The organism is Pseudomonas sp. S2_F07 (assembly GCF_054668325.1).
The window spans coordinates 4,338,905-4,354,190 of record NZ_CP162758.1 but is presented as its reverse complement, the minus strand read 5'-3'; the positions used below and the strand labels follow the sequence as shown (position 1 = coordinate 4,354,190).

Genomic DNA, 15,286 nt, shown 5'->3' with positions numbered 1-15,286 from the left:
AAAAGGGTTGCACCCGGTTGCACCTCAACAGTCGCACGGCTAATCTTGCCGCCAGCTGATGCCACGCAGTCGTGGCAAACATGAGGATAAAAACATGGCTACCACCACCCTTGGGGTCAAACTTGACGACCCGACCCGCGAACGCCTCAAGGCCGCCGCGACCTCGATTGATCGCACGCCGCACTGGCTGATCAAGCAGGCAATCTTCAATTACCTGGAAAAACTCGAGGGTGGTGCAACCCTGTCCGAGCTGAACGGTTTGACCAAGGATTCCGACGACAGCGTCGATGCGCCTCTGGATCACGCCCACCAGTGCTTCCTCGAATTCGCCGAAAGCATCCTGCCGCAATCGGTACTGCGCGCCTCGATTACCGCCGCCTACCGTCGCCCTGAGCCGGAAGTCGTGCCGATGCTGATCGAGCAGGCTCGCCTGCCGGCACCGATGGCCGAGGCCACCAACAAACTCGCCGCCTCGATTGCTGAAAAACTGCGCAACCAGAAGAGCGCCGGCGGCCGTGCCGGCATCGTTCAGGGCCTGTTGCAGGAATTCTCCCTGTCGTCCCAGGAAGGTGTGGCGCTGATGTGCCTGGCCGAAGCGCTGCTGCGCATCCCGGACAAAGGCACCCGCGACGCCCTGATCCGCGACAAGATCAGCACCGGTAACTGGCACCCGCACCTGGGCAACAGCCCGTCGCTGTTCGTCAACGCCGCCACCTGGGGCCTGCTGCTGACCGGCAAGCTTGTGTCCACGCACAACGAAGCGGGCCTGACGTCGTCCCTGAGCCGCATCATCGGCAAGAGCGGCGAGCCGATGATCCGCAAGGGCGTCGACATGGCCATGCGCCTGATGGGCGAACAGTTCGTGACCGGCGAAACCATCGCCGAAGCCCTGGCCAACGCCAGCAAGTTCGAAGCCAAGGGCTTCCGCTATTCCTACGACATGCTGGGTGAAGCCGCACTCACCGAGCACGACGCCCAGAAATACCTGGCCTCGTACGAACAAGCCATCCACTCGATCGGCAAAGCCTCCCACGGTCGCGGGATTTATGAAGGCCCGGGCATTTCGATCAAGCTGTCCGCCCTGCACCCGCGCTACAGCCGCGCCCAGTACGAGCGCGTGATGGACGAGCTGTACCCGCGCCTGCTGTCGCTGACCCTGCTGGCCAAGCAATACGACATCGGCCTGAACATCGATGCCGAAGAAGCCGACCGCCTCGAACTGTCGCTGGATCTGCTCGAGCGCCTGTGCTTCGAGCCGCAACTGACTGGCTGGAACGGCATCGGCTTCGTGATCCAGGCTTACCAGAAGCGTTGCCCGTACGTAATCGACTACGTGATCGACCTGGCTCGCCGCAGCCGTCATCGCCTGATGATCCGCCTGGTAAAAGGCGCGTACTGGGACAGCGAAATCAAGCGCGCCCAGGTCGAAGGCCTGGAAGGCTACCCGGTCTACACCCGCAAGGTGTACACCGACGTTTCCTACATCGCTTGCGCCCGCAAGCTGCTGTCGGTACCGGAAGTCATCTACCCGCAGTTCGCCACGCACAACGCCCATACCCTGTCGGCCATTTATCACATCGCCGGTCAGAACTATTACCCGGGCCAGTATGAGTTCCAGTGCCTGCACGGCATGGGTGAACCGCTGTACGAACAGGTTGTAGGCAAAGTCTCCGAAGGCAAGCTGAACCGTCCGTGCCGCGTGTACGCTCCGGTCGGCACCCACGAAACCCTGCTGGCGTACCTGGTACGTCGTCTGCTGGAAAACGGCGCGAACACCTCGTTCGTCAACCGTATTGCCGACCAGTCGATTTCGATCCAGGAACTGGTGGCCGATCCGGTAGCCAGCATCGAGCAGATGGCGACCGTGGAAGGTGGTTTCGGCCTGCCGCACCCGCGCATTCCGCTGCCACGTGACCTGTACGGCTCCGAGCGCGCCAACTCCAGCGGCATCGACATGGCCAACGAACATCGTTTGGCGTCCCTGTCCTGCGCCCTGCTCGCCACCGCGCACAACCACTGGAAAGCGGCGCCGATGCTCGGTTGCGCCTCCAGCAGCGAAGCGCCGGCACCGGTCTTGAACCCGTCCGATCTGCGCGATGTGGTCGGCCATGTGCAGGAAGCGACCGTCGAAGACGTCGACAACGCGATCCAGTGCGCCCTCAACGCTGCGCCGATCTGGCAGGCCACCCCGCCAGCCGAACGCGCCGCGATCCTGGAACGTGCCGCCGATCTGATGGAAGCCGAGATCCAGCCGCTGATGGGCCTGCTGGCTCGCGAAGCCGGCAAGACCTTCGCCAACGCCATCGCCGAAGTGCGCGAAGCCGTGGACTTCCTGCGTTATTACGCGGTGCAGGCACGCAACGATTTCACCAATGACGCTCACCGTCCGTTGGGCCCAGTCGTATGCATCAGCCCGTGGAACTTCCCGCTGGCTATCTTCAGTGGCCAAGTGGCTGCTGCGCTGGCCGCTGGTAACCCTGTATTGGCCAAGCCTGCGGAACAGACTCCGCTGGTCGCGGCTCAGGCCGTGCGCCTGCTGCTCGAAGCCGGCATTCCGGAAGGCGTGCTGCAACTGCTGCCGGGTCGCGGTGAAACCGTCGGTGCCGGCCTGGTCGGCGACGATCGCGTCAAAGGCGTGATGTTCACCGGTTCCACCGAAGTCGCTCGCCTGCTGCAACGCAACATTGCCGGCCGCCTGGACAGCCAGGGCCGTCCGATCCCGCTGATCGCCGAAACCGGCGGCCAGAACGCAATGATTGTCGACTCCTCAGCGCTGACCGAACAAGTCGTGATCGACGTGGTGTCTTCGGCCTTCGACAGCGCCGGCCAGCGATGCTCGGCCCTGCGCGTCCTGTGCTTGCAGGAAGATTCCGCTGACCGTGTCATCGAAATGCTCAAGGGTGCGATGGCCGAAAGCCGTCTCGGCAACCCTGAGCGCCTGTCCGTGGACATCGGCCCGGTCATCGACGCCGAAGCCAAGGCTGGCATCGAGAAGCACATCCAGGCCATGCGCGACAAAGGTCGCAGCGTGTACCAGGTGGCCATCGCCGACGCTGAAGAGGTCAAACGCGGCACCTTCGTGATGCCGACCCTGATCGAACTGGAAAGCTTCGACGAGTTGCAGCGGGAGATCTTCGGCCCGGTGCTGCACGTGGTGCGCTATAAGCGCAAGGACATCGATCAACTGATCGGCCAGATCAACGCTTCCGGCTACGGCCTGACCCTGGGTGTGCACACCCGCATCGACGAGACCATCGCCAAGGTGATCGACAACGTCAACGCCGGTAACGTCTACGTCAACCGCAACATCGTCGGTGCAGTGGTCGGCGTGCAGCCATTCGGCGGCGAAGGCCTGTCGGGTACCGGCCCGAAAGCCGGTGGTCCGCTGTATCTGTACCGCCTGTTGTCGACCCGTCCTGCGGATGCGATCGAACAATCCTTCGCTCGTGGCGATGCTGCCGCAGCACCGGACGTTCGCCTGCGCGACGCCATGAGCAAGCCGCTGAACGCCCTGAAAGCCTGGGCCGACAGCCACAAGTTCGCCGATCTGAGCACCCTGTGCGTACAGTTCGCCGCGCAATCGCAAAGCGGCATCACCCGCGTTCTGGCCGGCCCGACCGGCGAGCGCAACAGCTACGCGATCCTGCCACGCGAACACGTGCTGTGCCTGGCGGAAGTCGAAGGCGACCTGCTGACGCAACTGGCGGCGGTATTGGCAGTCGGTGGTTCGGCGGTATGGCCGGAAGCTGACATGACCAAGGCCTTGTTCGCACGTCTGCCGAAGGACATTCAGGCGCGCATCAAGCTGGTTTCCGACTGGAACAAGGACGAAGTGGTGATTGATGCGGTTGTGCATCACGGCCATTCCGATCAGTTGCGTGCGGTGTGCCAGCAGGTTGCCAAGCGTGCCGGTGCCATCGTTGGCGTGCAGGGCCTGTCGCAAGGCGAAACCAACATTGCGCTGGAACGCCTGGTGATCGAGCGGGCGTTGAGCGTCAACACGGCTGCGGCGGGTGGTAATGCCAGTCTGATGACGATCGGTTAAATCCGACAATCCGGGCACCTGCAACAGGTGCCCGGGTCAGCAACAATCCCTGTGGGAGCGAGCTTGCTCGCGATAGCGGCATAACAGTCGATAGTGATGTTGACTGTTATGGCCTCATCGCGAGCAAGCTCGCTCCCACAGTTGTTTTGTGGTGCCTGTTAAGGCTCTGCTCTGCCCCACCATCACGCTCATCAATCATGCTATTCAGCATAAATTCGCCAGCCTAGACTCGGCCCATTCCAATAAAAGGTAGGTCGCCATGTCCGAGACGTTGCTCAGTTCCCGCAATCTGGCTTTCGAGCTGTATGAAGTCCTCGATGCCGAGGGCCTGACCCAGCGTGAGCGTTTCGCCGAGCACAATCGCGAGACCTTCGATGCGGCCATTGGCACCGCCCGCAGCATTGCCGAGAAGTTCTTCGCCCCGCACAACCGCAAGGGCGACGAGAACGAGCCGCGCTATGAGAACGGTCAGGCGATTCTGATTCCAGAGGTGAAACCGGCGGTGGATGCCTTCCTCGAAGCCGGTTTCCTCAACGCCGCGCGCAGTTTCGACGCTGGTGGCATGCAACTGCCTACCTTGCTGTCCCAAGCCTGTTTTTCGCACTTCCAGTCCGCCAACGCGGCTTCGACCTCTTATCCGTTCCTGACCATGGGCGCGGCCAACCTGATCGAAAGCTTCGGCACTGACGAACAGAAGCAGCGCTTCCTGCAACCGATGATCGACGGGCGTTTTTTCGGCACCATGGCCCTGACCGAACCCCACGCCGGCTCGTCACTGTCGGATATTCGTACCCGCGCGGAACCTGCGTCCGACGGCACTTATCGCCTCAAGGGCAACAAGATCTTCATTTCCGGTGGCGATCACCCGCTGTCGGAAAACATCGTGCACATGGTGCTGGCCAAGCTGCCGGACGCACCAGCCGGGGTGAAGGGCATTTCGCTGTTCATTGTGCCGAAATTCCTGGTCAACGACGACGGCAGCCTCGGCAAACGCAACGACGTGCTGCTCGCCGGTCTGTTCCACAAGATGGGCTGGCGCGGCACCACCTCTACCGCGCTGAATTTCGGCGATAACGGAGAATGTGTCGGCTATCTGGTGGGCAAGCCGCACCAGGGCTTGAGCTACATGTTCCAGATGATGAACGAGGCGCGCATCGGCGTCGGCATGGGCGCGGTGATGCTTGGCTACGCGGGCTATCTGTATTCGCTGGAATACGCCCGCGAGCGGCCGCAGGGTCGCGTGCCGGACAGCAAGGACCCGAACACCGCGCCGGTGGCGATCATCAATCACGCCGACGTCAAACGCATGTTGCTGACACAAAAGGCTTACGTCGAAGGTTCGTTTGACCTCGGCCTGTACGCAGCGCGGCTGTTCGATGACACCACGACCCTTGCGACCGAAACCGAACGCAAACAGGCCCATGAACTGCTGGACCTGCTGACGCCGATCGTCAAATCCTGGCCGTCGGAGTTCTGCCTGAAGGCCAACGAACTGGCGATCCAGATCCTCGGCGGCCACGGCTACACCCGCGAATACCCGGTGGAGCAGTATTACCGCGACAACCGCCTGAACCCGATCCACGAAGGCACCCACGGTATTCAGTCACTGGACCTGCTGGGTCGCAAACTGGCGCAGAATGGCGGCGCGGGACTCAAGCAACTGATCCGCCTGATCGCCGACACTGGCGAGCGAGCACAGGCGTTTGACTCATTGACGCCGCTGCGTGAACCGCTGGAAAAACTGGTTGCTCGTTTGCAAACCGTGACCATCGGCCTGCTGACCGACCTGGCCCAAGGCAAGGTCAACAGCAGCCTGGCGAACTCGGCGTTGTACCTGAAGGTGTTTGGTCACACGGTGATTGGCTGGCGCTGGCTGGAGCAGGCGATCCGTGCCGAGGAAGGTTTGGCCAAGGGTAGTGCGGCGGATGTGAGCTTCTATAAAGGCAAGCTGCAGGCGGCGCGGTATTTCCTGACGTGGGAAGTACCGGGCTGTCACCATGAGCTGGCGATTCTTGAGGCGCGGGATGATGTTTGCCTGGGGATGCAGGATGAGTGGTTCTGATCAGGTATAGATTGGTGTAATGGCCACAAAAAAGATCGCAGCCTTCGGCAGCTCCTACAGGGTGTATATCAGATCCATGTAGGAGCTGCCGAAGGCTGCGATCTTTTGATTTTGAGCTTCTAGCTCAGCTTGAATCCCCCCATCTGCCGCGCCAGATCATCCGCCAAGCGCTGCAACGTCTGGCAATCATCCCGACAGGCCCTGACCTCCCCCGCCGTCGCCCGGGCCAGATCGGAAATGCCCTGCACGTTACGGTTGATCTCTTCTGTCACCGCCGATTGCTCTTCCGTCGCCGTCGCCACCTGATGGTTCATGTCGCTGATGCGCTCGACCTGCCCGGTAATCGCGGTCAACGAAGCCCCGGTGCGCTGGCTCGACTCAACACCCGTGCCCGTCGCCGCTTGCCCCGAATGCATCGAGGACACCGCATTCTCCGCGCCTTGCTTGAGGCTGCCGATCATCTGCTGGATCTCGTCGGTGGATGACTGTGTGCGTCGCGCCAACGTCCGCACTTCATCGGCCACCACGGCAAACCCGCGCCCCATGTCCCCGGCCCGCGCCGCTTCGATAGCGGCGTTGAGCGCCAGCAAATTGGTCTGTTCGGAAATCCCGCGAATCACCGCCAGCACCTGATCGATGGACGCCACCTGATGCGCCAACTCACCCACAGCACTGGCCGCGATGCCGATTTCGTCAGACATGCTTTCGATATGGCGGATCGAGCCACCCACCACTTCCCGCGCCTGCATCGCCTCATCCCGAGCGGTTTGCGACGCGACTGCTGCGTTGCCGGCATTCTGCGCGATTTCCTGAACGGTCAGGCCCATTTCATGGACAGCAGTGGCGACCATGTCGGTCATTTCCTGCTGGCGACCGGAGCGTTCAGCGGTGTTATCCACAACCTTGGCCACCTGAACCACCGCCGTGCGCAGGCGTTCGCTGGTGGTCAGCACTTCACCAATCATGTCGCGCTGGCTGTCCAGGAACCGATTAAACCCACGGGCCAGGTCGCCCAGCTCATCGGCACGGCTGGAATCTAACCGGTGGGTCAAATCTCCACCACCGCTACCGATGGCAACCAGTGCCGCTGTTACCTGACGAATCGGTCGTACCAACCCACGGGCCAGCAGTACTACCAGCAACAGGCACACCAGCGCGACAGCCAGACCGATCCCGCTGCTCACCCACATGGCGCGGCGGGCTTCGGCGTAGATCTGCGACTGTGGCACTTCGGCCACCAGGGTCCAGCCGAGATCGCGCAGCGGCAAGCTCAACGCCAGATAATCTTCGCCATCACGCTGGAAGCCACTGTTGGTGGCGGACGCTTTGGAGGTAGAGAGTTGACCCATCACCGCTTGCGCTGCCGTAGCACCAATCTGCTCGGCCAAGGTACGTTTGCCGCTGAATTGCGCCTCGGGATGCACCTGGATCAAACCATCCGAACGCACGAGATAGACCTTGCCGCGCTCTCCGAAGCTGAAGTTGTGGATCAGCTCCGACAGCTCTTTCATGCTCAGGCCAAGACCCGCAACACCAACGATTTTGCCCGCCTGCTCCACCTTGAGATCGATGAAAAGCGCCAATTCTCCGGTCGCCGTGTCATTGTCGATATTGAGGGTGCGCGGCTGGTTGCTGTCGAGGAACGAGTAGAACCAGGCGTCTTTGGGATTGGAACGACTGAGGGTGCGGTCCAGGCCTTTTTCGCTGATGTAATGGCTGGACGCGGTGCCGATGATCAGCGCGGTAAAGGCTTTGTGCTCGGCGCGGATGCCTTCCAGGTACTGCGCGAAGCTTGCGGTTTGGGCACTGTCTTCACCCCCGGCCAACCAGTTGCGCACCATGCTGTTGCTGGCGATGTCCTTGGCGGCGGTGAGGGGTTGAACGAGGATCCGCTCGATATCGTTGCGCATCGCTTCGATGCTCGACGGCAAGGCTTGCTCGACCAGATAGCTCTGGGCGAGGCGGTTGACCACCAGGGTATAAATGCCAACCACGATCAGGATACTGACGAGCAGAGCGGTGCCCATGCTCAGGATCAACTGCCATTGAATACTGCGTCGCCAGAACTGCATGGAGCACCCCCCAAAGAATAAGAGGCTGAAACACTGCAACAGCCGTGCCGATTGTATACAAGCCAACCGACAATTTATTCTTTGGTTGTGCGCAAAGCCGATCAGGCCTGATTGATCGTCTTGGAAATCACTTCAACCGTGGCGCTGACTTGCTCTTGGTAACGGTCGAGTTCGAGCTTGTGCTGCTTCTGCATTTCGATCTGCTGGGAGCACAGATTCATCGCCGCCAGCACCAGCAGTCGGTCACCGATCAGCGTCGGGTACTTCCTCTTGGTTTCGGCCAGGGCTGCCTTCAACATCATCGCGGCGTCCAGCAGGGTCTGTTCTTCCCCGGCCGGTGCCTTGATCGAATAGTCCTCCCCCAGGATCGAGACGACTTTTACCCCTGCGGCGTTGTAACTCATGCGCTGACAGGGCCTGCGCTGACGCGCTCAACCAGGGCCTGGATGCGAGCCGCCGTGGCGCCTTGCTTTTCTTCGTGCTCCATCAGGCTCAGTTGCAGGCTTTCGTTTTCATCTTTGGCCTGGGCCAGTTCCGCGGCCAGGTTCTGGTTCTGTTGCACCAGGTCGCTGACCAGTTGTTCCAATTGGCTAAGGGATGCTTCCAACATTTTGATTTTCCGGGCATTTTCAAAGGGCGCGTACGATAAAGAAAAGTCACCCTGGATGCCAGGGTTATACAGGCGCAAAGCCTTGATTTTGCTGACGAGTGACCTTTCTCGCGAACTGTAGAGACTGTGATTGCCCGATCTGGTTCCTGCACTTCGTCGCCATGGCGTTTGTGCGATACCCCTGCTGCGGATTTTCGCCCCTCACCACTTTGCCTCTCTGACCCGACAAAACAATGAAATCGAACGGACCGCCACGGCGGATAACGAAACAAATAAACATCCCCACCATTACCTCACTCAATCCAACTTCCCGCGATTCGGTACAACAGCGCCAATTCAATATAAAAAATGGTGCACTGAAGAACCCGACACTCAAGACAACCGCGACAAACCTAAATAATTGTTCACACCACCAATTAGCACAACAAAACAACCATGACACACTTCGAATAAAACCCTCGCTCGCAATGGCAACTCAGACCATGGAACAATCTACTCATCGCCGAATAGCGGATCAAACTAAAAACTATCACAACCCCCTACTTACATACCAACGAGAGCTAATTCATCATGATTGAAAATCAAAATAGCTTCACCCCCCTTACTTCTACAACTGCAGACCCCGCCCCACAGCACAGCGACACGGCAACAAGCCCCGGCATTACCTTGACACCAAACGATAGAGGCGGCGTCACCTATGGCATAATCGAATTTCTCGAAGCATCCAGAAAATCTCAATACATCGCCAATTTCGAAACAGGCAAAGACCGCATCGACATGTCAACAGCCTTGAAAAATGCCGGAGTGGGTTCACTGAACTTCAATCTTTCGGACATTTCTGAATTCAGGAATCCGGGCGATGCATTTCTGGATTACTTACCTCACAACAACCAGAGTAATATCCTCGTAAAAGGACAAAGCGCTAAATCATCAATGATGGTCATTTCAGTAAAAGGTCTCGTCCGCCTGGGAGACATCGTCGATTCTGGATGGTCCTGACACATCGTAGCAAACAATCTAACAGCACCTATCCAAAGCGAACTCAAAAAACCAGCAAAACAATCGCTTCTTTCTTGAAAAACCTATTGTACTTTGCCAATTAAACATCCCACTCAATTTAAGACTTGAGCGGAAAACTAACAGTCCCCATTCGAATGGATCTTTCATCAACACAACAGCAAGCCAATCATAGAGATAGCATCTGAGCAGGCGCCCTCAAACCTTTTTTGACAGCGACGCAATTCAACAGGTTAGAATCGCTGGCACGCAGACTGCATGGTCAGTTTGCGCCCGCCTTTCAGCTTTCTGGAGTACTGCCTTTGAATGCGACGACCATCAACAGCCTGTTCTTGATCGGCGCGTTGCTGGTAGGTGCAAGCATTCTGGTGAGCTCACTTTCGTCCCGCCTCGGCATCCCGATTCTGGTGATCATCCTGGCCGTCGGCATGGTGGCCGGTGTCGATGGCGCCGGCATTCTTTTTGATAACTACCCCACGGCTTATCTGGTCGGCAACCTCGCACTGGCAGTGATCCTGCTCGACGGTGGCTTGCGCACCAGAGTGTCGAGTTTTCGCGTGGCGTTATGGCCGGCGCTCTCTCTGGCCACGGTCGGCGTGCTGATTACCACCGGGCTGACCGGCATGGCGGCCGCATGGCTGTTCAACCTGAATCTGATCCAGGGCCTGCTGATCGGCGCCATCGTCGGCTCCACCGACGCCGCCGCGGTGTTCTCGCTATTGGGTGGCAAGGGCCTGAATGAACGGGTAACCGCCAGCCTTGAAATCGAATCCGGCAGCAACGACCCGATGGCAGTGTTCCTCACCGTCACCCTGATCGACATGCTCGCCAGCGGCCAGACCGGCCTGCACTGGAGCCTGCTGACCCACTTGCTGCGCGAGTTCGGTATCGGCGGCGTCATCGGTCTTGGTGGCGGTTGGCTGATGCTGCAATTGGTCAACCGCATCAATCTGGCCACCGGTTTGTATCCGATTCTGGTCATCGCCGGCGGGTTGGTCGTCTTTGCCCTGACCAACGCCCTGCACGGCAGCGGCTTCCTGGCGGTGTACATCTGCGGCCTGGTAATCGGCAACCGTCCGGTGCGCAGCCGCCACGGCATCCTGCACATGCTCGACGGCATGGCCTGGCTGGCGCAGATCGGCATGTTCCTGGTGCTGGGGCTGCTGGTGACGCCTCACGACCTGCTGCCTATCGCCTTGCCGGCACTGGCCCTGGCGCTGTGGATGATTCTGTTTGCCCGGCCACTGTCGGTGATGGTTGGCCTGCTGCCGTTCAAGGCATTTCATGGTCGCGAGAAGGCTTTCATTTCCTGGGTCGGCCTGCGCGGCGCGGTCCCGATCATTCTCGCGGTGTTCCCGCTGATGGCCGGCCTGCCCAACGCCCAGCTGTACTTCAACCTCGCGTTCTTTATCGTGCTGGTGTCGCTGCTGGTTCAGGGCACGAGCCTGCCATGGGTCGCCAAGCTGCTAAAGGTGACGGTGCCCCCGGAGCCGGCGCCCATCTCCCGCTCGGCCCTGGAAGTACACGTCACCAGCGAGTGGGAGCTGTTCGTCTATCGCCTCGGCGCGGAAAAATGGTGCATCGGTTCGCCCCTGCGCGAGCTGAAAATGCCCGAAGGCACCCGTATCGCCGCTTTGTTTCGTGGCCAACAATTACTCCATCCGTCGGGTAGTACGGTACTGGAAGTCGATGATTTGCTGTGTGTTATCGGCCATGAACACAACCTGCCGGCCCTCGGAAAACTCTTCAGCCAAGCGCCGCAACGGGGCCTCGATCTGCGTTTCTTCGGCGACTTCGTACTCGAAGGAGACGCCCAGCTGGCCGCGGTTGCGGCACTGTATGGCCTGAAGGTCGAAGGCATCGATCCGGACATGTCCCTGGGCCACTTCATTGCCCAGAAGGTTGGGGGCGCGCCGGTGGTGGGTGACCAGGTGGAATGGAACAACACCATTTGGACCGTGGCCGTCATGGACGGGAACAAGATCGGTAAAGTGGGCGTCAGATTCCCCGAAGGAAGTCGCCCGGGTCCCGGACTCTTCCTCTAAACTGCTTCCACTATCACTTGCTTGACCGGTCTTTATGCCTAACCTGCGCTCCATTTTCGCCATTGCCCTTTTGGGTTTGAGTCTCTCTGTCGGCACCCTTGGTTTATCGCAAGCGGCGCAAGCGGCCGAACCGCCTTCCAGCGAAGCCGTGCAAGCGAGCCTGGACAAGATTTCCGACCGCAAACTGCCGGAAGCCGATCAGAAGGCCCTGCAATCGGTCCTGCAAGGCACGCTGAACCAGCTCAACAACAAGCGCGACTACGAGCAGAAGCTGATCGCGCTCAAGCAGCAATTGAGCAGTGCGCCCAAACAGACCATCGAGAACCAGCGTGAACTGACCCGCCTCAAGGCCAGTTCCGTGGTGCCGGTGGCGCAGCGTTTCGCCAAGGAACCGATCCAGCAGCTGGAACAATTGCTCACCGAGCGCTCCACCCAGCAAAGCGACCTGCAAAAGGCCCTGGCCGACGCCAACAGCCTGATCATCACCGCCCAGACTCGCCCCGAGCGCGCCCAGGCGGAGATATCCAGCAGCCAGACGCGCATTCAGCAGATCAACAACACCCTCAAGAACGGCAAAGACGCCGGCAAGACCCTGAGCCCCGAGCAGCGCGACCAGCTCAATGCCGAGCTGGCAGCGCTGAACGCCCTGATCCCGTTGCGGCGCCAGGAACTGGCCGGCAATACCCAGTTGCAAGACCTCGGCAACAGCCAGCATGACCTGTTGTCGGAGCGGTCCGACCGCCTGGATCGGGAAATCCAGGAACTGCAAACCCTGATCAACCAGAAGCGCCTGGCGTTGTCCCAGGAAACGGTCACCCAGCAATCCATCGAAGCGCAGAAGGCCGGCGGCAGCAGCCTTTTGGCCACCGAAAGCGCGGCCAACCTGAAGCTCTCGGACTACCTGCTCAAAAGCACCGACCGCCTGAACGAAGTCACCCAGCAGAACCTGCAGACCAAGCAGCAACTGGACAGCCTGACCCAGAGCGATGCGGCCCTGGACGAGCAAATCAACGTACTCAAAGGCAGCCTGCTGCTCTCGAAGATTCTCTACAAACAGAAACAGGCGTTGCCGCGCCTGCGGCTCGACCGCAACCTGGCCGACCAGATCGCCGACATTCGCCTGTATCAGTTCGAAGTCAGCCAGCAACGGGAATTGCTGAGCAACCCGACCACCTACGTCGAAAACCTGCTGTCGACCCAACCCCCCGAGCAAGTCACGGCGCAGCTGCGCAAAAGCCTGATGGAACTGGCCACCACCCGCGCCGACCTGCTGGAGCGACTGAACCGCGAGCTGAGTGCGGTGCTCAATGAATCCATCACCCTGCAACTGAACCAGAAGCAATTGCTCAGCACCGCGCAAAGCCTGCGGGCGACCCTGGATGAGCAGATGTTCTGGATTCCCAGTAACAAGCCGCTGGACCTGGAGTGGATTCACAGCGTGCCGGATCGCCTGCAGCGGCAACTCGATTCGCTGCCGGTACTGTCAAGCCTGAGCGAACTGACCGACGGCCTGACCCAGCGCCCACTGCTGTTCCTGCCACTGGCCCTGCTGATCGGCGCGTTGCTGTGGCGGCGCAAGAATCTGTACGCGCGACTGAACAAGGTTCACCAGGACATCGGTCACTTCAAGCGCGATAGCCAGTGGCACACGCCGCAGGCGATTCTGATCAACATTCTGCTGGCGATGCCGGTTTCCCTGGGCCTCGCCTTGTGCGGGCTGGCCTTGCAGATCGACGCCCGTGGACAGAACGCCAATATGGGCGCGGCGCTGCTGCAAATGGCCGGGGCCTGGCTGGTGTTCTACACCGCCTACCGGATCCTCGCGCCAGGTGGTGTGGCAGAACTGCATTTCCGTTGGGAAAAGCCCCAGGTGGAATTCCTGCGCAGATGGATCCGCCGCCTCGGTATCGTGGTGATGGCACTGGTGACCGTCGTCGCCGTTGCCGAACTGCAACCGGCGGCACTGGCCGATGACGTGCTCGGCATGCCGGTGGTGCTGATCTGCTACGCCTTGATGACCTTGCTGCTCAGCCGCCTGCTCAGCAGCAGCCCGACCCACGAAAACGCTTCGCTGTTCCGCAAACTGGTGGGGGTCCTGTTCACCGCCCTGCCCGTCGCCCTGTTCGTGGCGGTGTGCTTCGGCTACTACTACACCGCACTGAAGCTCAGCGACCGCTTGATCAACACCCTGTACCTGCTGATGTTCTGGCTGGTGATCGAAGCCACCTTCGTGCGCGGCCTCAGTGTGGCGGCGCGGCGCCTGGCCTACCAGCGCGCCCTGGCCAAGCGGCTGGCCGCCAAAGAGGCCGGCGATGGCGAAGCGGTGATCGAAGAACCGACGATGGACATCGAGAAGGTCAACGAACAGTCCCTGCGCCTGATCCGCCTGGCACTGCTCGGCGGCTTCATGGCGGCACTGTATTGGGTCTGGGCCGACCTGATCACGGTGTTCTCGTACCTGGACAACGTCACCCTCTACGAATACACCAGCGGTACCGGCGCCAACATGAGCATGGTACCGATCAGCATCGGCGACATGCTCGGCGCGCTGATCATCATCGGCATCACCTTCGCCCTGGCACGCAACCTGCCGGGCTTGCTCGAAGTGTTCGTGCTGTCGAAGCTGAATCTTGCCCAGGGCAGCGCCTACGCCACCACCACACTGCTGTCTTATGTGATCGCCGGCGTCGGTTTCGTCTCGACGCTGTCGACCCTCGGCGTGAGCTGGGACAAGCTGCAGTGGCTGGTGGCGGCCCTGTCGGTCGGCCTCGGTTTCGGCATGCAGGAGATCTTCGCCAACTTCATTTCCGGCATCATGATCCTGTTCGAACGCCCGGTGCGGATCGGTGACACCATCACCATCGGCAACCTGTCCGGCACCGTGAGCAAGATTCGCATCCGTGCCACGACCATCACCGACTTCGACCGCAAGGACATCATCGTCCCGAACAAGACGTTCATTACCGGGCAACTGATCAACTGGTCGCTGACCGACACCATCACCCGGGTGACCCTCAAGCTCGGCGTCGACTACGGCTCGGACCTGGACCTGGTGAAAGAGCTGCTGCTCAAGGCCGCACGGGATAACCCGCGCGTGCTGAAAGACCCGGAACCCCACGTGTACTTCCTCAACTTCGGCGAAAGCACCCTCGACCACGAGTTGCGCATGCACGTGCGCGATCTCGGCGACCGCAACCCGGTGCTCGACGAGGTCAACCGCTTCATCAACCGCGAGTTCAAGAAGCAGCACATCAACATCTCGTTCCGGCAGATGGAGGTCTACCTCAAGAACCTGCACGGCCAGGAATACAAGATGGTGCCGATCGAACCGGAAGCGAAAACCATCGTGCCGATCGTCGACGGCAAGCCAGCGCAAGAACCGCCCGCCGCCAAACTCGACTAACCGGACTTTCCCCAGCAGAATGCTCGGACATT

9 protein-coding genes and 1 pseudogene are annotated in these 15,286 nt (G+C 60.2%); 6 read left to right on the top strand and 4 right to left on the bottom strand.

Features of this window, described 5'->3' with window-relative positions; translation table 11 throughout:
* Nucleotides 1-94 precede the first annotated feature (94 nt).
* Nucleotides 95-4,045, top strand: coding sequence for a trifunctional transcriptional regulator/proline dehydrogenase/L-glutamate gamma-semialdehyde dehydrogenase (gene putA, locus AB4O40_RS19765; protein WP_460053593.1), 3,951 nt, complete (start codon nt 95-97; stop codon nt 4,043-4,045).
* A 259-nt stretch (nt 4,046-4,304) separates the two neighbouring features.
* Nucleotides 4,305-6,107 carry an acyl-CoA dehydrogenase gene (locus AB4O40_RS19760; protein ID WP_409078554.1) on the top strand — a complete coding sequence of 601 codons (1,803 nt, stop codon included), beginning with the start codon at nt 4,305-4,307 and terminating at the stop codon, nt 6,105-6,107.
* A 119-nt stretch (nt 6,108-6,226) separates the two neighbouring features.
* On the opposite strand, the gene AB4O40_RS19755 is transcribed toward AB4O40_RS19760, so the two are convergent.
* The 4 genes and pseudogenes from AB4O40_RS19755 to AB4O40_RS19740 form a co-directional block, all read right to left on the bottom strand.
* Nucleotides 6,227-6,934 carry a methyl-accepting chemotaxis protein gene (locus AB4O40_RS19755; protein ID WP_460160158.1) on the bottom strand — a complete coding sequence of 236 codons (708 nt, stop codon included), beginning with the start codon at nt 6,932-6,934 and terminating at the stop codon, nt 6,227-6,229.
* Nucleotides 6,935-7,138: 204 nt separating this feature from the next.
* Nucleotides 7,139-8,017: pseudogene (locus AB4O40_RS19750) on the bottom strand (cache domain-containing protein); the annotation flags it as partial.
* A gap of 263 nt (nt 8,018-8,280) precedes the next feature.
* Nucleotides 8,281-8,583 (bottom strand): cell division protein ZapA, encoded by a 303-nt coding sequence (locus tag AB4O40_RS19745; protein ID WP_007981180.1) that lies wholly within the window; start codon nt 8,581-8,583, stop codon nt 8,281-8,283.
* A complete protein-coding gene (locus AB4O40_RS19740) occupies nt 8,580-8,789 on the bottom strand; it encodes a hypothetical protein (RefSeq protein WP_056725587.1) in 210 nt (69 codons plus the stop codon). Before AB4O40_RS19740 ends, AB4O40_RS19745 begins: the two co-directional genes overlap by 4 nt.
* 130 nt (nt 8,790-8,919) lie before the next feature.
* Between AB4O40_RS19740 and AB4O40_RS19735 the strand changes: the two genes are divergently transcribed.
* The 4 genes from AB4O40_RS19735 to mscK all read left to right on the top strand — a co-directional run bounded on the left by AB4O40_RS19735 (nt 8,920) and on the right by mscK (nt 15,254).
* The gene (locus AB4O40_RS19735; RefSeq protein ID WP_460053595.1) at nt 8,920-9,189 is read left to right on the top strand and encodes a hypothetical protein; all 270 of its coding nucleotides are present in this window, start codon (nt 8,920-8,922) and stop codon (nt 9,187-9,189) included.
* A gap of 170 nt (nt 9,190-9,359) precedes the next feature.
* A complete protein-coding gene (locus AB4O40_RS19730; protein WP_460154583.1) occupies nt 9,360-9,788 on the top strand; it encodes a hypothetical protein in 429 nt (142 codons plus the stop codon).
* Nucleotides 9,789-10,108: 320 nt separating this feature from the next.
* Entirely contained in the window at nt 10,109-11,851 is a 1,743-nt protein-coding gene (locus AB4O40_RS19725) for a potassium/proton antiporter (protein ID WP_056725589.1), read from the top strand.
* A gap of 34 nt (nt 11,852-11,885) precedes the next feature.
* On the top strand, nt 11,886-15,254 hold the full coding sequence (gene mscK / locus AB4O40_RS19720) for a mechanosensitive channel MscK (RefSeq protein WP_056725591.1): 3,369 nt from the start codon (nt 11,886-11,888) through the stop codon (nt 15,252-15,254).
* The last annotated feature ends 32 nt before the right edge of the window (nt 15,255-15,286 follow it).

What these genes read in the sequence shown, in the direction of transcription:
- putA (WP_460053593.1), top strand. Translation starts at nt 95, where the DNA reads ATGGCTACCACCACCCTTGGGGTCAAACTTGACGACCCGACCCGCGAA.
- AB4O40_RS19760 (WP_409078554.1), top strand. Translation starts at nt 4,305, where the DNA reads ATGTCCGAGACGTTGCTCAGTTCCCGCAATCTGGCTTTCGAGCTGTAT.
- AB4O40_RS19755 (WP_460160158.1), bottom strand. Translation starts at nt 6,934, where the DNA reads ATGGGCCTGACCGTTCAGGAAATCGCGCAGAATGCCGGCAACGCAGCA.
- AB4O40_RS19745 (WP_007981180.1), bottom strand. Translation starts at nt 8,583, where the DNA reads ATGAGTTACAACGCCGCAGGGGTAAAAGTCGTCTCGATCCTGGGGGAG.
- AB4O40_RS19740 (WP_056725587.1), bottom strand. Translation starts at nt 8,789, where the DNA reads ATGTTGGAAGCATCCCTTAGCCAATTGGAACAACTGGTCAGCGACCTG.
- AB4O40_RS19730 (WP_460154583.1), top strand. Translation starts at nt 9,360, where the DNA reads ATGATTGAAAATCAAAATAGCTTCACCCCCCTTACTTCTACAACTGCA.
- mscK (WP_056725591.1), top strand. Translation starts at nt 11,886, where the DNA reads ATGCCTAACCTGCGCTCCATTTTCGCCATTGCCCTTTTGGGTTTGAGT.